Annotated in this window: 20 protein-coding genes; 8 read left to right on the top strand and 12 right to left on the bottom strand. The window is 73.7% G+C overall.

The genetic code is table 11. From position 1 onward, the window contains the following. The first annotated feature begins 9 nt into the window (after positions 1 to 9). Genes AB0E62_RS19370 through AB0E62_RS19360 form a run of 3 tightly spaced genes read left to right on the top strand, consistent with a single transcriptional unit; the run spans position 10 to position 3,077 of the window. The gene (locus AB0E62_RS19370) at positions 10 to 1,299 is read left to right on the top strand and encodes a CBS domain-containing protein (RefSeq protein ID WP_362194725.1); all 1,290 of its coding nucleotides are present in this window, start codon (positions 10 to 12) and stop codon (positions 1,297 to 1,299) included. Then, positions 1,289 to 1,900, top strand: coding sequence for a DUF1003 domain-containing protein (locus tag AB0E62_RS19365; protein WP_362194722.1), 612 nt, complete (start codon positions 1,289 to 1,291; stop codon positions 1,898 to 1,900). Before AB0E62_RS19370 ends, AB0E62_RS19365 begins: the two co-directional genes overlap by 11 nt. 43 nt (positions 1,901 to 1,943) lie before the next feature. Then, complete coding sequence (locus AB0E62_RS19360) at positions 1,944 to 3,077, top strand: Mrp/NBP35 family ATP-binding protein (RefSeq protein ID WP_030787938.1); 1,134 nt, start codon at positions 1,944 to 1,946, stop codon at positions 3,075 to 3,077. Positions 3,078 to 3,150: 73 nt separating this feature from the next. On the opposite strand, the gene AB0E62_RS19355 is transcribed toward AB0E62_RS19360, so the two are convergent. From AB0E62_RS19355 to sigE, 5 genes are all read right to left on the bottom strand, one after another. Then, the gene (locus AB0E62_RS19355) at positions 3,151 to 3,813 is read right to left on the bottom strand and encodes a hypothetical protein (protein ID WP_362194719.1); all 663 of its coding nucleotides are present in this window, start codon (positions 3,811 to 3,813) and stop codon (positions 3,151 to 3,153) included. Between the two features lie 238 nt (positions 3,814 to 4,051). Continuing rightward, positions 4,052 to 4,489 carry a sec-independent translocase gene (locus AB0E62_RS19350; RefSeq protein ID WP_362194716.1) on the bottom strand — a complete coding sequence of 146 codons (438 nt, stop codon included), beginning with the start codon at positions 4,487 to 4,489 and terminating at the stop codon, positions 4,052 to 4,054. 84 nt (positions 4,490 to 4,573) lie between these two features. Then, positions 4,574 to 6,559 (bottom strand): trypsin-like peptidase domain-containing protein, encoded by a 1,986-nt coding sequence (locus AB0E62_RS19345; protein ID WP_362194713.1) that lies wholly within the window; start codon positions 6,557 to 6,559, stop codon positions 4,574 to 4,576. 127 nt (positions 6,560 to 6,686) lie between these two features. Continuing rightward, positions 6,687 to 7,664 (bottom strand): zf-HC2 domain-containing protein, encoded by a 978-nt coding sequence (locus AB0E62_RS19340; protein WP_362194710.1) that lies wholly within the window; start codon positions 7,662 to 7,664, stop codon positions 6,687 to 6,689. Then, positions 7,661 to 8,374 carry an RNA polymerase sigma factor SigE gene (gene sigE, locus AB0E62_RS19335; protein ID WP_362194707.1) on the bottom strand — a complete coding sequence of 238 codons (714 nt, stop codon included), beginning with the start codon at positions 8,372 to 8,374 and terminating at the stop codon, positions 7,661 to 7,663. The genes AB0E62_RS19340 and sigE overlap by 4 nt, the downstream gene beginning before the upstream one ends. Before the next feature lie 234 nt (positions 8,375 to 8,608). On the opposite strand from sigE, the gene AB0E62_RS19330 reads away from it, so the two are divergent. Further along, the gene (locus tag AB0E62_RS19330) at positions 8,609 to 9,307 is read left to right on the top strand and encodes an O-methyltransferase (RefSeq protein ID WP_362195155.1); all 699 of its coding nucleotides are present in this window, start codon (positions 8,609 to 8,611) and stop codon (positions 9,305 to 9,307) included. A gap of 99 nt (positions 9,308 to 9,406) precedes the next feature. Here AB0E62_RS19330 and AB0E62_RS19325 read toward each other — a convergent pair whose 3' ends face one another. Further along, positions 9,407 to 9,574, bottom strand: a complete 168-nt coding sequence (locus AB0E62_RS19325) for a DUF3117 domain-containing protein (protein ID WP_018544333.1) — start codon at positions 9,572 to 9,574, stop codon at positions 9,407 to 9,409. A gap of 376 nt (positions 9,575 to 9,950) precedes the next feature. Here AB0E62_RS19325 and AB0E62_RS19320 point away from each other — a divergent pair, with 376 nt between their 5' ends. After that, positions 9,951 to 10,754, top strand: coding sequence for an enoyl-CoA hydratase-related protein (locus tag AB0E62_RS19320; RefSeq protein WP_362194704.1), 804 nt, complete (start codon positions 9,951 to 9,953; stop codon positions 10,752 to 10,754). A 13-nt stretch (positions 10,755 to 10,767) separates the two neighbouring features. Here the strand turns inward: AB0E62_RS19320 and AB0E62_RS19315 are convergent, their stop codons facing one another. Continuing rightward, entirely contained in the window at positions 10,768 to 11,355 is a 588-nt protein-coding gene (locus tag AB0E62_RS19315) for a DNA-3-methyladenine glycosylase I (RefSeq protein ID WP_362194701.1), read from the bottom strand. Next, positions 11,352 to 11,723: a DivIVA domain-containing protein gene (locus AB0E62_RS19310; RefSeq protein ID WP_362194698.1), complete on the bottom strand. Its 372-nt coding sequence runs from the start codon at positions 11,721 to 11,723 to the stop codon at positions 11,352 to 11,354. Before AB0E62_RS19310 ends, AB0E62_RS19315 begins: the two co-directional genes overlap by 4 nt. Before the next feature lie 136 nt (positions 11,724 to 11,859). Between AB0E62_RS19310 and folP the strand changes: the two genes are divergently transcribed. Continuing rightward, the gene (folP, locus tag AB0E62_RS19305) at positions 11,860 to 12,720 is read left to right on the top strand and encodes a dihydropteroate synthase (protein WP_362194695.1); all 861 of its coding nucleotides are present in this window, start codon (positions 11,860 to 11,862) and stop codon (positions 12,718 to 12,720) included. A gap of 10 nt (positions 12,721 to 12,730) precedes the next feature. Here the strand turns inward: folP and AB0E62_RS19300 are convergent, their stop codons facing one another. The 3 genes from AB0E62_RS19300 to dapE all read right to left on the bottom strand — a co-directional run bounded on the left by AB0E62_RS19300 (position 12,731) and on the right by dapE (position 15,038). Then, the gene (locus tag AB0E62_RS19300) at positions 12,731 to 12,982 is read right to left on the bottom strand and encodes a type II toxin-antitoxin system RelE/ParE family toxin (protein WP_362194692.1); all 252 of its coding nucleotides are present in this window, start codon (positions 12,980 to 12,982) and stop codon (positions 12,731 to 12,733) included. 113 nt (positions 12,983 to 13,095) lie between these two features. Further along, complete coding sequence (locus AB0E62_RS19295; RefSeq protein WP_362194689.1) at positions 13,096 to 13,854, bottom strand: TIGR00730 family Rossman fold protein; 759 nt, start codon at positions 13,852 to 13,854, stop codon at positions 13,096 to 13,098. 104 nt (positions 13,855 to 13,958) lie between these two features. Further along, entirely contained in the window at positions 13,959 to 15,038 is a 1,080-nt protein-coding gene (gene dapE / locus AB0E62_RS19290; RefSeq protein WP_362194686.1) for a succinyl-diaminopimelate desuccinylase, read from the bottom strand. 94 nt (positions 15,039 to 15,132) lie between these two features. On the opposite strand from dapE, the gene AB0E62_RS19285 reads away from it, so the two are divergent. Both AB0E62_RS19285 and AB0E62_RS19280 read left to right on the top strand, forming a co-directional pair. Beyond that, a complete protein-coding gene (locus AB0E62_RS19285) occupies positions 15,133 to 16,125 on the top strand; it encodes a heavy metal transporter (protein ID WP_362194683.1) in 993 nt (330 codons plus the stop codon). Between the two features lie 312 nt (positions 16,126 to 16,437). Continuing rightward, positions 16,438 to 16,902 (top strand): ATP-binding protein, encoded by a 465-nt coding sequence (locus AB0E62_RS19280; RefSeq protein WP_362194680.1) that lies wholly within the window; start codon positions 16,438 to 16,440, stop codon positions 16,900 to 16,902. A 66-nt stretch (positions 16,903 to 16,968) separates the two neighbouring features. On the opposite strand, the gene AB0E62_RS19275 is transcribed toward AB0E62_RS19280, so the two are convergent. Next, the gene (locus AB0E62_RS19275; protein WP_362194677.1) at positions 16,969 to 18,066 is read right to left on the bottom strand and encodes a bifunctional succinyldiaminopimelate transaminase/glutamate-prephenate aminotransferase; all 1,098 of its coding nucleotides are present in this window, start codon (positions 18,064 to 18,066) and stop codon (positions 16,969 to 16,971) included. Between the last annotated feature and the right edge of the window lie 120 nt (positions 18,067 to 18,186).

Below are 18,186 nucleotides of genomic sequence, written 5' to 3'. Positions count from 1 at the left end.
AGCACCGTCATGGCAGCCGGCGCCCCCCGGATCTTCGTCTCGCACCTGGCCGGGGTCCCCGTGTTCGATCCGGCCGGCGACCAGGTGGGCCGCGTCCGCGACCTGGTCGTCATGCTGCGCGTCGGACGGCGGCCCCCGCGGGTCCTCGGGCTGGTCGTGGAGCTGTCCACCCGGCGCCGCATCTTCCTGCCCATGACCCGGGTGACCGGCATCGAGTCGGGCCAGGTCATCACCACCGGCGTGGTCAACGTCCGGCGCTTCGAGCAGCGGCCCACCGAGCGGCTGGTCTTCGGCGAGCTGCTGGACCGGCGGGTGACGCTGGTGGAGACCGGCGAGGAGGTCACCGTCCTCGACGTGTCCGTGCAGCAGCTGCCCGCCCGCCGGGACTGGGAGGTCGACCGGGTCTTCCTGCGCAAGGGCCGCAAGGGCGGCGCCTTCCGGCGGGCCAAGGGCGAGACGCTCACCGCCGAGTGGTCGGCCGTCACCGGGTTCTCCCTGGAGGAGCACGGGCAGGGCGCCGAGAGCCTGCTCGCCACCTTCGAGCAGCTGCGCCCCGCCGACCTCGCCAACGTCCTGCACCACCTGTCCCCCAAGCGGCGCGCCGAGGTGGCCGCCGCCCTGGACGACGACCGGCTCGCCGACGTCCTCGAAGAACTGCCGGAGGACGACCAGATCGAGATCCTCGGCAAGCTGAAGGAGGAGCGGGCGGCGGACGTGCTGGAGGCGATGGACCCGGACGACGCGGCCGACCTGCTGGGTGAGCTGCCCGAGGAGGACAAGGAGCGGCTGCTGAGCCTGATGCAGCCCGCCGACGCGGCCGACATGCGCCGGCTGATGGCGTACGAGGAGCACACGGCCGGCGGTCTGATGACCACCGAGCCGATCGTGCTGCGCCCGGACGCCACCGTCGCCGACGCGCTCGCCCGGGTCCGCAACCCGGACCTCTCCCCCGCCCTCGCCGCGCAGGTCTACGTCTGCCGCCCGCCCGACGAGACCCCGACCGGCAAGTACCTGGGCACCGTGCACTTCCAGCGGCTGCTGCGCGACCCCCCGTACACCCTGGTCAGCTCGCTGGTCGACCACGATCTGCAGCCCCTGGACCCGGACGCGGCGCTGCCGGTCGTCGCCGGGTTCTTCGCCGCCTACGACATGGTGGCGGCGCCCGTGGTGGACGAGTCGGGGTCGCTGCTCGGCGCGGTGACCGTGGACGACGTGCTGGACCACATGCTGCCCGACGACTGGCGGGAGACCGAGTTCCACCTGGACGAGGGAGAGGAGGCGCCCACACATGGTTCCTGAGCGCGAGACCGCGGCCCGCGAGCGCCATCCGGCGGGCGCCACGGCCGCCGGCCGGCCCCGGGCCCGGCTGGACCAGCCGCGCCCGCCCCGGCGCCGGTTCCTGCCCGAGTGGGACCCGGAGGCCTTCGGCCGGCTGTCGGAGAAGATCGCCCGGTTCCTGGGCACGGGCCGCTTCATCGTCTGGATGACGGTCGTCATCATCGTGTGGGTGCTGTGGAACGTCGCCGCGCCCCGCCACCTGCGGTTCGACGAGTACCCGTTCATCTTCCTCACCCTGATGCTGTCCCTCCAGGCGTCCTACGCGGCCCCGCTGATCCTGCTCGCGCAGAACAGGCAGGACGACCGCGACCGGGTCAACCTGGAGCAGGACCGCAAGCAGAACGAGCGGTCCATCGCCGACACCGAGTACCTGACCCGGGAGGTGGCCGCGCTGCGCACGGGACTGGGCGAGGTGGCCACCCGCGACTGGATCCGCTCGGAGCTACAGGACCTGCTGAAGGACCTGGAGGAGCGCCGCCGGCACGACGGGCACCCGGGTCAGGTCGTATTCCCGGCGGAACGGACGGAACGCCCGCCGGGACGTGACACAGACGACCGCTGAAGGGCATCCCTGCGGCCCCTCGGCGCGCCGTACCATCGTCCTTATGGCTACGGAAGACGCGGTGCGCGAGGCACTGGCGACGGTGAACGACCCCGAGATCAACCGCCCGATCACCGAACTCGGGATGGTCAAGTCCGTGGAGATCGGCGCGGACGGAGCGGTCGCGGTCACCGTGTATCTGACGGTGTCCGGCTGCCCGATGCGCGACACCATCACGCAACGCGTCACCGAGGCGGTCTCGCGGGTCGAGGGCGTCACCCGGGTCGACGTCACCCTGGACGTGATGAGCGACGAGCAGCGCAAGGAGCTGGCGGCGGCGCTGCGCGGCGGCCAGGCGGAGCGCGAGGTGCCGTTCGCCAAGCCGGGCAACCTCACCCGGGTCTACGCGGTCGCCTCCGGCAAGGGCGGCGTCGGCAAGTCCTCGGTGACGGTGAACCTGGCGGCGGCGATGGCGGCCGACGGCCTGAAGGTCGGTGTCGTGGACGCCGACATCTACGGCCACAGCGTGCCGCGCATGCTGGGCGCCGACGGCCGGCCCACCCAGGTCGAGAACATGATCATGCCGCCGTCCGCGAACGGCGTGAAGGTCATCTCCATCGGCATGTTCACGCCGGGCAACGCGCCGGTGGTGTGGCGCGGCCCGATGCTGCACCGCGCCCTCCAGCAGTTCCTGGCGGACGTCTACTGGGGCGACCTGGACGTCCTGCTCCTGGACCTCCCGCCCGGCACCGGTGACATCGCGATCTCCGTGGCCCAGCTGGTCCCGAACGCCGAGATCCTGGTCGTGACGACCCCGCAGCAGGCCGCGGCCGAGGTCGCCGAGCGGGCCGGCTCCATCGCCGTCCAGACCCACCAGAAGATCGTCGGCGTGGTCGAGAACATGTCCGGCCTGCCCTGCCCGCACTGCGGCGAGATGGTCGACGTCTTCGGCACGGGCGGCGGCCAGCTGGTCGCCGACGGCCTGACCCGCACCACGGGGACGACGGTCCCGGTCCTCGGCAGCATCCCGATCGACGTCCGTCTCCGCGAGGGCGGCGACGAGGGCAAGCCGGTGGTCCTGACCGACCCCGGTTCCCCGGCGGGCTCGGCCCTGCGTGCCATCGCCGGCAAGCTGGGCGGCAGGCAGCGCGGTCTGTCGGGCCTGTCGCTGGGCCTGACGCCGAAGAACAAGTTCTGAGGGGTCCTCAAGCACGCCCGGGCCGCACAGGGCCCACGGCGAAGGGGCGCCGAAGCGAACCGGCGCCCCTTCGTCACACGTAGGCGGAAACGTCCTTCACCACGGCGAACCCGAGCCCGTACGCGCTCATCCCCCGCCCGTACGCGCCCAGATGGACCCCGGACCCGGTCGTACCGGCGAGCACCCACCCGAACTCGGACTCCCGGTAGTGGAACGACGCGGCGACCCCGTCCACCGGCAGGGAGAGCCGGGACCACTCCGGCCCCTCCAGGTCGTCGGCCAGGGCCCACGCCGTCTCCGTCTGCTGCTCCAGCCAGTCGTCCCGCAGGCTGTGGTCCATCTGCCCGGGCCAGGTGAACGACAGCAGCCCCACCCCGGCCAGCCACGCCGCCGAGGACACCGACGTGGCCTCCAGCAGCCCCGTGCCGTCGGCGCTGCGCCGGGACGGCTGCGCGGCGACGGTCACCACGACCGCGAACTTCTCCCGCGGCTCACCGGAGCCGGTCTCGCCCCGCAGCGAGGGCTCGTCGCCGTGCCCTATCGAACCGTGCTCCACGGCACCGTCGGCCGCCGTGCCGACCTGCATCAGCCAGCGCGGACCGGTGAACGCCTCGTCGAGCCCGTACCAGGGGAAGGGCGCCCGCAGGTAACCGTCGACCGTACGCCGGGCGAAGGGGAGCTGCTCTCCGCCCTCCGCGGCCGGCGCCTGCGCGCCCACCCGACTCGTCGTCTCCATCTGCCCGGACGCCTCCTCGCTCTCGTCGGACCGGCGGGCCCGCCCCCCTTCGGGCGTACGCGTCCGGTCCGCGCAACAACTCGGCAGCATATCCACACCGCTGGGAACGGCAGGGCAGGCGTTGGAGGCGTGGGTCACGCGAACGGCCTCTTCACGCCGTGTGCGACGGGCGCGCGCTATGAAACACGTCACGTGTGCGGCGTGCGTCCGCCTGCGTGTCGGGACGGGACGGCGCGGCTCAGGTGGCGTCCGCGTCGAAGGGCGGGCGGTCGTCGCCGGGCCCCTCGGGCTTCTTGGTCATGTCGACGCGCCCGCCGGAGGGCGGGGAGGACGGCGAGGCGGGCGCCTCGCTGTCGCGGCCGTGCACGGCGTCCGTGACCTCGGCCATCTCCTTCTTCAGGTCGAAGCCGTTGCGGATCTCCTTCAGGCCCAGGTCCTCGTTGTCCAGCTGCTTGCGGAGGAAGGTCTTGGGGTTGAGATCCTCGAACTCGAAGTCCTTGAACTCCGGACCCAGTTCGCTGCGGATGTCCTGCTTGGCGCTCTCCGAGAACTCGCGGATCTTCCGGACCGTGCGCATGACGTCCTGGATGACCTTGGGGAGCTTGTCCGGACCGAAGACGAGCACGGCGAGCACGATGATGGTCACCAGCTCCAGTGGCCCTATGTCATTGAACACCTGACGCTCCTTGCGATGTCCTCGGTCGCTCAACGGTACCCGGCCATCCCGTCCGACCGGTACCGTCCCGAGGTGAGACTTCTGTCAGTTCTGCTCGGACGCGCCCAGCACGAGTGACACCTCCCGCTCCGTTCCACCGCGTTCGACCGTCAGGCGCAGCCGGTCGCCGGGCCGGTGCGCGCGGATCCTGACGATCAGTTCCCGGCCGGTGTGCACGCGCTCGCCGTCGGCCTCGGTGATGACGTCACCCGCCTTCAGGCCGGCCCGTTCGCCGGGGCCGCCCCGGGTGACGACGGGGCCGCCGTTCGCGCCCTCGGTGCTGATGCGGGCGCCGTCGCCGGTGTAGCCCATGTCGAGCGCGACGCCGATCACGGGGTGGGTGGCGCGGCCGTGCTCGATCAGTTCCCCGGCGACCCGCTTGGCCTGGTTGACGGGGATGGCGAAGCCTAGGCCGATGGAGCCGCCCTGGCCGTCGTCGTCGTTGTCGGTGCCGCCGCCGGCCGAGCGGATGGCGGAGTTGATGCCGATGACCCGGGCCCGCGAGTCGAGCAGCGGGCCGCCGGAGTTGCCCGGGTTGATCGGGGCGTCGGTCTGGAGCGCGTCGACGTAACTGACGTCGCTGCCGTCGCTCTCGTCCCCGCCGGCCGTGATGGGCCGTTCCTTGGCGCTGATGATGCCGGAGGTGACCGTGCCCGCGAGGTCGAAGGGGGCGCCGATGGCCACGACCGGGTCGCCGACCCGGACGTCGTCGGAGTCGCCGAGGGGCAGCGGGGTGAGTCCGTGGACACCGCGCACCCGGACGACGGCGAGGTCGTAGCCGCCGTCCCGGCCGACGACCTCGGCCTTCACGGTGTCGCCGCTGCTGAACGTCACGGATATCTCACCGTCCCGTCCGGCGGGCTCGACCACGTGGTTGTTGGTGAGGATGTGCCCCTGGGCGTCGAGGACGAAGCCGGTGCCGGTACCGGCCTCGTCGTCGCCCCGGACGTGCAGGGTGACCACGCTCGGCAGGGCGCGGGCGGCGATCCCGGCCACGCTGTCCGCCGCGCGGCCGGCCGGCACGCCTCCGGCCTGCGGCAGCCGTACGCCGCCGCCGAGGGCCTCGCGTTCGACGTAGGCGCCGACGGCTCCGCCGATGCCGCCGGAGACGACGGCGACGGCGAGGGTCCACCCGACGGCCCACCGCCAGGCCCGCCGCCTGCGCTGCGCCCGCGACAGCACCTTGGCCCCCGTCTGCTGCAGGGCCTCCCGCGGCCGCCCCGCCTCCACGGCCCACGGGTCGTAACGCCCCCAGGGATCGGCGCCCTCGGGGGCGGGGGGTGCGGGGAGCGGGGGCGCTGTGGCGGCTCCCGGCGGCTGCGGCGCGGGCGCGTTTCGCGGTACGGGGAACGGGGGCGCCGTATCCGGACCGCCCACCTGCGGCGCGGGCGAGGCCGTCACGGGCGCGGGTGTGTCCTGGGGGACGGGGAGTACGGGTCCTGCGGGGGCCGCAGTCGTCATGGCGGGCGTCGGCGGGGCCGGGGGTGCGGGGAGGGCCGTGCCGGGTGCCGGGGTGAGCGCCGGATGCTGTACCGGCGGCGCGGGCGCCCAGGGTCCGGGCTCGCCGTACGGCGGGGTGCTGTAGGGGTCGGGATCGTGCAGGGGCCGTATCCGCTCGGCCCCGAACGGCTCGGCCCCGCCGCCTCCGGCCACGACGCCCTCCGCCCCGGCCGGTTCACCGGCGTCCGCCACGGCGGTCTCTCCGACCGGGCCGCCTGATCCCCCGGCGGACGCAGCGGACACGGCGGACGGGGCAGACGCGGCGGACACCGCGCCCGGCTCGGGGGACGCCGCCGCCGCGTCGGGATCGGCTCGCTCGGTCGGCACCGCCGCCGCATCCAGTGCGCTCACCGCCTCCGCCTGCCGCGTAGGCCCCGTGTCGCTCCGCGCGGCCTCTTCGGCGGTGCCGGGCGGCGGGACCGGAGCCGGCTTCGCCAGTTCGAAGTCGCCGTCGGGGGCCGGGGCCGGTGGTGTCACCCCCGTCGTTCCCCCCGGTTCGTCCGCCGGCGGCACACCGTTCCCCTCGTTCATGCTCTCCCCACGGCTGAGCCGTGACCGCGCGCCGGCGCGGTCACGGGACATCGGCTGCCGCCCCGGGTCGGCACGGGCACGGCCTCCCAGGATTCAACCAGGTGCGCGGGCCGTGACGCGGTGACGGTCAGGGCGACGAGGGCGGGGTCGGGGTGGTGTCGGGGACGGGGACGGACAGCGGGCCCGAGCCGGTGGCTCGGGGCGGTGCGGGCCAGCCGGCGAGCGGGAGGGCCACGGTGTCGCCGAGCGGGCGTATCAGCGGGGAGACGGCGGCCGCGCCGGCGAACACCGGCGTGGTCAGCCTGCGGAACGCGTCGGTCCGGTCCTGGCCGGAGGCCGGGGCGGGAACCCCGGGCAGCAGTGGCGCGGACAGCGCGGTCGGCGCCACCGGGGCCGAGCCGAGCACGGCGCCGCCCTGGGCGAGCATCGGTCCCACCGCGCGCCGGCGCTGGCTGTCCGGCGTGGCCGCGCCCCCGCCCGTGCCCGCCGAGCGCACCGGGACGACACCGGAGCCGCCGCGGGCGTCCGTGGCGGGGTCGCCGGGGAAGCCGGTGGTCACGCCGCCGAGGGCCAGCGCGGCCAGCGACACCGCGCCGGCGGCGGCGAACGCGAACCTCCGGCTGCGCGAGGCGGAGCGGGCGTCGTCCGGACGGCCGACGGGATGGATGCGGAAACCCCCGTCCCGTGGTCCTTCGGCGCCGTCCGCGCCCGCCGGGAGCAGGCCGTGCGGGCGGGCCGGGACGTACCCGAACGGGAGGCGGTCGCCGCGCCGCGCCCCGAAGGGCCCCGCGCCGCCGGGCGCGCCGGGTCCGGCCCCGGGTGACGGCGGGCCGCCGCTGTCCGGGGCTCCTGCCCCGGGAAGGCCCTGGAGGCGGGCCAGGAGGCTCGCCGAGGGCGGGGGCGGCGCGGCCTCCGCGAAGACGTTCTTCAGCGCGCGCTGGGCGTCCGCCTCGGCCTTGCACCGGGCACAGGTGGCCAGGTGCGCGAGGACCCGCTCACGCGTCTCATGACCGAGTTCTCCGTCCACCAGGGCGGAGAGCCGGTCTCCCAGGTGCTGCTCTGCGAGGCGTGCCTCCTCGGCAGGTTTCGACCGAGATCCACTCACGCGGTCGCGCCCCCTCCCCCCAGAGCGGGGACCCGGGCCAGGAAGGAGCGCCGCTCGGCCGCGCGGGCCTCCGGGGAGCGGTGCGCGAGGGCCTTGCGGAGCTGGGACCGGCCGCGGTGGATACGGGAGCGGACCGTGCCGAGCTTCACGCCGAGGGTGGCGGCGATCTCCTCGTACGACAGCCCCTCGATGTCGCACAGGACGACGGCGGCGCGGAACTCGGGCGCCAGGGTGTCCAGGGCCTGCTGGACGTCGGCGTCGAAGTGCGCGTCGTTGAACAGCTGTTGCGGGGTGGGTTCGCGGCTGGCCAGGCGCTCGGCCGCGTCCTCGCCGAGGGCGTCGAAGCGGATGCGCTGCTTGCGCCGGACCATGTCCAGGAAGAGGTTGGTGGTGATGCGGTGCAGCCAGCCCTCGAAGGTGCCCGGCGAGTACGTCGACAGGGAGCGGAAGACGCGGACGAAGACCTCCTGGGTGAGGTCCTCGGCGTCGTGCTGGTTGCCCGTCAGGCGGTAGGCCAGTCGGTAGACGCGGCCGCTGTGCGTGCTGACGATCTCGTCCCACGTGGGCGGAGTCCACGCCTGCCCGTCCGCGTCGGTGGTGAAGGTCGCGGTCGGGGTCTCGCCTGCGGCGGACCCGGCGGCGTGGCTGTCAGCAGCGGTGTCGGTCACGGATTTCGGCCTGCCCGCCGACCCGAGGAAGCGCCGCAGCACTCCGCCCCGGTCCCCGGGCGCAGCCGCACCTCCCCTGTCGGCTCTGGTGGTGTCCAGTGGAGCCCCTACCATAGCCACCTCGCCCGTTAGCTCCGGATAAGCGGTTTTACGAGAATTTGATACTTGCTGATCCGGCTCATCCGGCTGCGTCAGCAGTTGCTCGGCATCCTGCCCCACCGCTCGCCCCCCGTCGCGTCGCCGGCCACCGTCTCATCCCTGTAAACGCACGGGCTCATCTGCGGGTTCCCGCCGCCAACGGATACAGTCACGCCCAGGCAACCACGGGGACAGGAGAGGGTCATTACCGCCAACCGGCAGACGAGCTGGGCGTTCGCCGACGCCTTTGTCGCCGAGGACGAAGCGCTGCGCTGGGCCCGCGAACGGGCCCGCGAGGCAGGGCTGCGCTCGGTGTCGCCCAGCACGGGCGCCGCACTGCGACTGCTCGCCGCCTCCGTGGACGCGAAGGCGGTCGCCGAGATCGGCACCGGCTGCGGGGTGTCCGGCATCCACCTGCTGCACGGGATGCGGCCGGACGGGGTGCTCACGACGGTGGACCCGGAGCCGGACCACCAGCAGTTCGCCCGGCAGGCCTTCCGCGGCTGCGGCTTCGCCAGCAACCGGGCCCGGTTCATCCCCGGCCGCGCCCTGGACGTCCTGCCGCGCCTCGCCGACGCCGGCTACGACCTCGTGTTCTGCGACGGTGACCGGCTGGAGTACCCGGACTACCTCGCCGAATCGTTGCGCCTGCTGCGGCCGGGCGGTCTGGTGGTCTTCGAGGGGGTCTTCGCGGGCGGCCGTACGGTCGACTCGGGGCCCCAGCCCACCGAGGTGCTGCGGCTGCGGGAGCTGCTGCGCACCGTGCGGGAGAGCCAGGAACTGGTGTCGTCGCTGCTGCCCGTGGGCGACGGGCTGCTGTGCGCCGTCAAGCGGTGACGGCGCGGGCCGGGACGACGGGGGCGGCGGCCCCCGGGAACGCGGCTGCCCCGGCACCGCGTACGATGCCGGGGCAGGCGCGAGGACAGAATCGGGACGTCAGACGACGACCTTCTTGAGGGCGTCGCCAAGCGCCTCGGCCTCGTCAGGGGTCAGCTCGACGACGAGTCGACCGCCGCCTTCGAGCGGAACGCGCATGACGATGCCCCGCCCCTCCTTGGTCACCTCGAGCGGGCCATCACCCGTCCGCGGCTTCATGGCCGCCATGCTCGTTCCCCTTCCTGAAACCAGCTCATCGTCTGCCGGTACCCCCGGGCAGGGGGCACCCGCCATCCGAAACGGACACGCGACACCGGCATCGAACACATTGCTTCCAGGCCATTATCCCGCATGGCAGCACCCGATGACCAACATCGGCCGGCATCGCTTGGGCAACGCGCGCGAGCAAAACCACCCAATTCGGCGATGTGCCTGCGATACTGCGCCACCCCGCAAGGTTTCTCCGGCCGGCCGCGTCCGGAATTTCTTTGACGCAGGTCACACGTCCGCTCCGGCCGCCGGCCGGTGATCTCCGCCATGCTGTCCTCAGACAGGGACGTACCGAGCGGTACGTCACCAGCGGCTACTCCGGAGGGGACACGCCATGGCCGACACCGTGCTCTACGAGGTGAGCGACGGACTCGCGACGATCACGCTGAACCGCCCCGAGGCGATGAACGCGCTGAACATCGCGACGAAGGCGGCCCTGCGGGAAGCGGCGGAAGCGGCGGCCGGGGACACGGCCGTACGGGCGATCCTGCTGACCGCGGCCGGGGAGCGGGCGTTCTGCGTGGGCCAGGACCTCAAGGAGCACATCGGGCTGCTGGCCAGTGACCGGGAGACCGGCGCCGGGCAGACGATGAGCACGGTCAAGGAGCACTACAACCCGATCGTGCGGGCCCTGGCCGGGGCGCCGAAGCCGGTGGTCGCGGCGGTGAACGGCGTCGCGGCCGGGGCGGGCTTCGGCTTCGCGCTCGCCGCGGACTACCGGCTGGTGGCCGACACCGCCGCGTTCAACACCTCCTTCGCGGGCGTCGCCCTGACCGCCGACTCCGGCATCTCCTGGACGCTGCCCCGGGTGGTCGGCCCGGGCCGCGCCGCCGACCTGCTGCTCTTCCCGCGCAGCATCAGCGCCCAGGACGCCCTGGAGCTGGGCATCGCCAACCGGGTCGTACCGGCGGGCGAGCTGCGGGCCGAGGCCGTGAAGGTGGCGCGGGCGCTGGCCGGGGGGCCGACGCTGGCGTACGCGGCGATCAAGGAAGCGGTGGCCTACGGGCTGACGCACTCCCTGGAGGAGACGCTGGAGAAGGAGGACGAGCTGCAGACCCGGGCCGGGCGCTCCGAGGACCACGCCATCGCCGTCCAGGCGTTCGTCAACAAGGAGAAGCCGGCGTACCTGGGACGCTAGGCCGCCGGTCCGGCTACGCCGCGCCGCGGGCCACGCAGGCCGCCAGGTGGTCGTCGACCAGGCCGCACGCCTGCATCAGGGCGTAGGCCGTCGTCGGGCCGACGAATCTCAGGCCCCGCTTCTTCAGGGCCTTGGACAGGGCCGTGGACTCCGGGGTCACCGCCGGGACGTCGTCCAGGGTGGCCGGGGCGGGGCGGGCCGTCCGGTCCGGGGCGTGGGACCAGATCAGCTCGTCCAGCTCGCCCTCGGACCAGCCGGCGAGCAGGCGCGCGTTGGCGAGCGTGGCGTCGATCTTGGCGCGGTTGCGGATGATGCCCGGGTCGGCCAGCAGCCGTTCGCGGTCGGCGTCGGTGAACGCGGCGACCTTCTCGATGCGGAATTCGGCGAAGGCGGCGCGGAACCCCGGGCGGCGGCGCAGGATCGTGATCCAGGACAGGCCCGACTGGAAGGCCTCCAGGCTGAGCCGTTCGAAGAGGGCGTCGTCGCCGTGGACCGGGCGGCCCCACTCCTCGTCGTGGTACGCCACGTAGTCGTCGGTGGACAGGGCCCAGGGGCAGCGCAGGGCGCCGTCCGGCCCGGCGACGGCGGCTCGGCTGGTCATCGCTGCTCCTCCTGGCCCGCGTTCGGGTCCGTCTGTCCGTGTGCGTCCCGCTGCCGGTGCGCGGCGGCCCGGGCGCCGGCCAGCGCGGACTCCAGGCCGGCGATCCGCGCGTCCCGCTCGGCCAGTTCGGCGGCGAGCCGGCCGAGCGCGTCGTCCACGTCGGCCATGCGGTAGCCGCGCGGCGCGACCGGGAAGCGCAGGCTCTCCACGTCCGCGCGGTCCACCGGGCGGTCCGGGGGCAGCGGGTCCTGGAACCGCTCCGGCGCCGCCTCGGGCAGCGGGGCGCTCTCCCCGCCGCCCACCACCGCCAGGGTCACCGCGGCGACCACGACGGCCAGCGCGACGACCAGGAACAAGAACATCACCATCGCCTCAGGGTCCCCACGCTCGTACCGGCCGCTGGGCCGGCAGCAGTATCTGTCAGGCTCCGATCGTGCCATGCGAGTCTGACAGTTAGGGTCGCAGGCGGCGTACAGCGGGACGTACTAGGAAAGGGCAGGGCGGATGCTCAGGCTGGGCAGGCGGGAATTCGGGCCGCACGAGCCGGTGATCATGGCGATCGTGAACCGGACGCCGGATTCCTTCTACGACCGAGGAGCCACGTTCCGCGACGAACCGGCCCTGGCGCGGGTGGAGCAGGCGGTGGCCGAGGGTGCCGCGATCGTGGACATCGGCGGGGTGAAGGCGGGGCCCGGCGAGGAGGTCACGGCCGAGGAGGAGGCGCGCCGCACGGTGGGCTTCGTCGCGGAGGTACGGCGCCGGTTCCCCGATGTGATCATCAGCGTGGACACCTGGCGGGCCGAGGTCGGCGAGGCCGTGTGCGAGGCCGGCGCTGACCTGCTGAACGACGCGTGGGGCGGCGTGGACCCCGCCCTCGCGGAGGTCGCGGCGCGGTACGGGGTGGGGCTGGTGTGCACGCACGCGGGCGGGGCCGAGCCGCGGACCCGGCCGCACCGGGTGACGTACGACGACGTCATGGCCGACATCCTCGGCGTGACCCTCGGGCTGGCCGAGCGGGCGGTGTCGCTGGGGGTGCCGCGGGAGTCGGTGCTGATCGATCCCGGGCACGACTTCGGGAAGAACACCCGGCACAGCCTGGAGGCGACGCGGCGGCTGGACGAGATGGTGGCCACGGGGTGGCCGGTGCTGGTGTCGCTGTCCAACAAGGACTTCGTGGGCGAGAGTCTGGACCGGCCGGTGAAGGAACGGCTGATCGGCACGCTGGCCACGACGGCCGTCTCCGCGTGGCTCGGGGCGCAGGTGTACCGGGTGCACGAGGTGGCGGAGACCCGGCAGGTGCTCGACATGGTGGCCGCCATCGCGGGCCACCGCGCCCCCGCGGTGGCCCGGCGGGGCCTCGCCTGAGAGGCGCCGGTCACGCGCGGGCGCGGCCGACGTGCTCGGCGTGGAGCGTGCGGGACTCCTCGTCGACGCGGTACAGAACGCGCCACGGCCCGCGGTGAAGGCGGCGGCGGTGGGCGCCCCACGCGCGTGAACCCCCGGGTCCCGGGTCCTCGGTGAGCCGGCCGGTGGCCTGGAGCAGGGTGTCCACGCCCTCGGGATCGTCATCGAGGAAGCCCGTGGCCCCATCGAGCGCCGCCGGCTCCCACGGGACTTCCCACGTCACTCCGTGTTCCTCCCCGCCTCTTCGAGGAGTGTCCGCCGTGCCTCGGCGTGGAGATGAGGACGGCCGTGGGGATGCCGCGGTCCGTGAGGGTGATGTGCTCGTCCACCGCGCCCCTACCGGCCCGCCTCCTTGGACACCAGGGACACCGCTTCCTCCACCTCGTCCGTGACGTGGAACAGGGCCAGGTCCTTCTCCGCGGCCTTGCCCTGGGCCACCAGGGTGTTCCTGAGCCAGGACACCAGGCCGCCCCAGTACTCGCTGCCGAAGAGGACGATGGGGAAGCGGGTGACCTTCTGGGTCTGGACCAGGGTGAGGGCCTCGAAGAGTTCGTCCAGGGTGCCGAGCCCGCCGGGCAGGACCACGAACCCCTGCGCGTACTTCACGAACATCATCTTGCGGACGAAGAAGTAGCGGAAGTTCAGGCCGATGTCGACGTAAGGGTTGAGTCCCTGCTCGAAGGGCAGCTCGATGCCGAGGCCCACCGAGATGCCGCCCGCCTCGCACGCGCCCTTGTTGGCCGCCTCCATCGCGCCCGGGCCGCCGCCGGTGATGACCGCGAACCCGGCCTCCACCAGCCCCCGGCCGAGCCGTACCCCCGCGTCGTACTCGGGCGTGTCCACCGGTGTCCGCGCCGAGCCGAACACGCTGATCGCGGGCGGGAGTTCGGCCAGCGTGCCGAAACCCTCGATGAACTCCGACTGGATGCGCAGCACCCGCCAGGGGTCGGTGTGGACCCAGTCGCTGGGCGCGCGCTCGTCCAGCAGCCGCTGGTCGGTCGTGCTGGCGGTGACCTGGTCCCGCCGCCGGAGGACCGGTCCGAGCCGCTGCTCGTCCGGCGGCTGCTTCTTCCCCTCGGGGTTGCCGGTAGGCATGTGCGCTCCCTCCGCTTACAGGTAGTTCCTGCTCAGCCTAGATCCATCCGGGTTACGGAAGGGGGACCCCGGCGTGTCCGGCGGACACCGGGACCCGCGCGCCCTTACGCGGTGAGCCAGTTCCGCAGCCGCTCCTCGCCCGCCAGGATCTTCGCGGTCTCCACCCGCTCGTCCCGCTTGTGCGCCAAGTGCGGGTTTCCGGGGCCGTAGTTGACCGCGGGGATGCCGAGCGCGGAGAACCGGGACACGTCCGTCCAGCCGTACTTGGGCCGCGGGGTGCCGCCCACCGCCTCGATGAAGGCCGCGGCGGCCGGGTGGGACAGACCCGGCAGCGCGCCCCCGCTGTGGTCGTCGACGACGAACTCCGACACCCCGCAGTCCGCGAACACCTCGTGGACGTGCGCGATCGCCTCCTCCTCGGTGCGGTCGGGCGCGTAGCGGAAGTTGACCGTCACCACGCACTCGTCGGGGATGACGTTGCCCGCCACTCCCCCGCCGATGCGCACCGCGTTCAGGCCTTCGCGGTACTCCAGCCCGTCGATGACCGGCCGGCGCGGCTCGTAGGACGCGAGGCGGGCCAGGACGGGCGCCGCCGCGTGGATGGCGTTGGAGCCCATCCAGCCGCGCGCCGAGTGGGCCCGCTCGCCCGTGGTCCTCAGCAGCATCCGCAGCGTGCCCTGGCAGCCCCCCTCCACCTCGCCGTCGGAGGGCTCCAGCAGGACCGCGAAGTCGCCCCGCAGCCACTCCGGCCGGGCCTCGGCGACGTGCCTGAGGCCGTTGCGCTCGGCCTCGACCTCCTCGTTGTCGTAGAACACGAAGGTCAGGTCGCGGTTGGGGGCGGGGACCGTGGCCGCGATGCGCAACTGCACCGCCACGCCCGACTTCATGTCACAGGTGCCGCAGCCCCACAGCACGCCGTCGTCGTCGAGCCGCGAGGGCACGTTGTCCGCGATGGGGACGGTGTCGATGTGGCCGGCCAGGACGACGCGCTCGGCGCGGCCCAGGTCCGTCCGGGCGACCACGTTGTTGCCGTAGCGGTCCACGGTCAGGTGCGGCAGGGCGCGCAGGGCGGTCTCGATGGCGTCCGCGAGCGGCTTCTCGGTGCCGCTGACCGACGGGAAGTCCACGAGCCGCGCGGTGAGCGTGGCGGCGTCCAGCGTGAGGTCAAGGGAGGTGTCGGGCATGGCCCCGACCCTAGCGCGCCACCTGCCGGAACACCGCCGGGCGACGGCGACCGCCCCGCGCGGGGCACCCGCCGGGCTCCAGTACCTTGTACGCGTGCCAGAGCCGTCCCCCACCTCTCCCGAGCGCCGTGGCCGCCGTTTCCGTTTCACGGCAGCCCTGTTGGTCCTGTGCGGTGTCGCCGCGTACCTCGTGGTGCAGTACGTCACCGGAGGCGGCGGAGAACGCGGCTGCAAAGTGGTCGCGGCCTCCGGAGCCGGGGCCGCCTACGAGTTCACGCCCGAACAGGCGGAGAACGCGGCCACGATCGCGGCCGTGGGCACCGGGCGCGGGTTGCCGGAGCGGGCCGTGACCATCGCGCTGGCGACCGCCATCCAGGAGTCGGGGCTGCGCAACATCCGGCACGGCGACCGGGATTCGCTGGGCCTGTTCCAGCAGCGGCCCTCGCAGGGCTGGGGCAGCGAGCGGCAGATCATGGACCCGGCGTACGCGGCGGGCATCTTCTACGCGCACCTGGCCAAGGTGCCGCACTACACCGAGCTGCCGCTGACGGTGGCCGCGCAGCGGGTGCAGCGCAGCGGTTACCCGGAGGCGTACGCCAGGCACGAGTCGGACGCCACGCTGCTGGCGGCGGCCCTGACCGGGCGCGCGGCGGCCACGCTGACGTGTGACGGGCGTCCGCAGCACACGGCGCCGGAGACCGGCCCGGACGCGGTACGGGCCGCGCTGGTACGGGACTTCGGGCGGGACGCGCTCCAGGAGGCCGGTGCGGTGGTGGGCGGGACGCCCGTGCCGACGCCGTCCCCGTCGCCGAGCGTGACCGCGACGGCGCGCGGGCGGACGGTGACGGTTCCGGTGCCCGAGGGCACGAAGACGGACTCCGCCGGGCGCGACGAGCGGGAGCGGGGCTGGCAGCTGGCGCACTGGGCGGTCGCCAACTCCTCGGCGCTGCGCATCGAGCGGGTGGCGTACGCGGGGCGGGAGTGGACCGTGGGGAGCGACTCCGACGAGTGGCGCACGGTCGCCTCCGAGGGGGCCGGCGGGGCGGAGCGGTCCGCGGGGACCGTCCGGATCGTGGCCGCGCAGTAGACCGCACGGCAGGGCGCACAGCCGTACGGCCGGTCACTCCCGCGGGTTGTGCTCCGCCGGAGTGACGGGCCGGCCGACGCGAGCGGCCCGCCGGACGGGAAAATCCTTGGGAATCAAGGGCGGGAAGGTTTCCGCACGGCGCACGAACGGACGTTCTTTGCCCGTTTTTATCCACACCCGATAATGCGATGCGTTATCCATTCTTTACCCGGGGCCTCCGCAACCTTCGCGGGCTTCGAGCGGTAGTCACGGCGTCCGAGCCGCAGACGGGCTCGGACGCAGACACCGTTCCCTCCCGTCGAATGGAGCATCATGTCCCTCCCTCTGACCCGCCGGATCGCCCGTGCCGCGCTGCTCGTCGCAGCGGGAGCGGCCGCCGGGGTCGGTGCGGCCGGCTCCGCCGGTGCGGCCACGAACCTGCCCGACGTCGGCCCCAACCTGAGCGGTCTGACCGCGCTGGACGGGGCGCACGCCGGTGACACCGTCGACAGTGCCGCGCGGCAGGTCACCTCGGCCGCGGGCCACACGGGCGGCAAGGCGGTCGAGCAGGCGGTGCCGGCCGCGGGCAAGACCGGCGGCGGTGCCGTGAAGAAGACGGCGCCGGTGGCGCAGAAGGCCGCGGGCGACACGGCCGGCGCCGTGGGGGGTGTCCTCGGGGACGCCGCCGGCGGCGCCATGAAGGGGGGTCTGCCGACGGACACGCTCACCAAGGGCGGGCTGCCGACGTCGTCCCTGCCCACGTCCTCCCTGCCCACCAAGGGTCTGCCGCTCGGCTGACGCCGGCCTTGCCGGTGCACGGGGCCCAGGGATCTCCCTGGGCCCCGTTCGCCGTGGTGCCGCCGGCTACGCGGTCAGGCGGGAGACCGCGGCCCGGACCCGCTCGTCCGTCGCCGTGAACGCCACCCGTACGTGGCGGGCGCCGGCCTCGCCGTAGAAGTCGCCCGGGGCCACCAGGATGCCCCGGTCGGCCAGATCGGCGACCGTGGTCCAGCAGGACTCGTCGCGGGTGGCCCAGAGGTAGAGGCTCGCCTCGCTGTGCTCGATGCGGAAGCCGTGGGCGAGGAGGGCCGAGCGCAGGGCCTCGCGGCGGGCCGCGTAGCGCTCACGCTGTTCCCGCACATGGGCGTCGTCGCCGAGCGCGGCCACGACCGCGGCCTGCGTCGGCGCGGAGGTCATCATGCCGCCGTGCTTGCGGATCTGGAGCAGCGGGCCGAGGACCTCCGGGTCACCGGCTGCGAAGGCCGCGCGGTAGCCCGCCAGGTTGGACCGCTTGGACAGGGAGTGCACGGCGACGATGCCGTCGAAGGAGCCGCCGTTGACGTCCGGGTGCAGGACCGAGACCGGGTCGGCCTCCCAGCCCAGCTCCAGGTAGCACTCGTCGGAGAAGACCAGGACGTCGTGGGCGCGGGCCCAGGCGACGATGTCCGTCAGCTCCCGCTTGGTCAGGACCCGGCCCGTCGGGTTGGACGGGGAGTTCAGCCAGAGCAGCCGCAGGTTCTCCGGGTCCAGGTCGCGCGGGTCGTCGTAGACCTCGTACCCGGCGCGGGCGAGGCGGGCACCGACCTCGTAGGTGGGGTAGGCCAGGCGCGGGTGGGCGACCTTGTCGCCGGGGCCGAGGCCGAGCTGGGTGGGCAGCCAGGCCACCAGTTCCTTGGAGCCGACGACCGGCAGGACGTGCCGGTGCGTGATCCCGCGGGCGCCCAGCCGGCGCTCCAGCCAGCCCGTGATCGCGTCGCGCAGGGCGGGGGTGCCCCAGACGGTCGGGTAGCCCGGCGAGTCGGCCGCGTCGACCAGGGCCTTCTGGATCAGCTCGGGCACCGGGTCGACCGGGGTGCCGACGGAGAGGTCGACGATGCCGTCCGGGTGGGCGGCGGCCGTCTTCTTGTACGGCTCCAGCTTGTCCCACGGGAAGACCGGAAGGCGGTCGGAGACTGCGGACACGATCAGTGGCTCACTTTCGTACGGTGCGGCAAACGCCTCGGTCCCGTGCGGCGCTGATCGGGTGATCGGGCCGTACGGGACCGAGGCGGCGCGGTTGCGGCCGCTTGGCGCTCAGGCGGG

Origin of the sequence: Streptomyces sp. NPDC038707, from assembly GCF_040636485.1 — a bacterium.
In the GTDB taxonomy this organism is placed as follows: Bacteria; Actinomycetota; Actinomycetes; order Streptomycetales; family Streptomycetaceae; genus Streptomyces.
The sequence above is the reverse complement of the archived record's forward strand: the minus strand, read 5'-3'. Positions and strand labels throughout refer to the sequence as shown.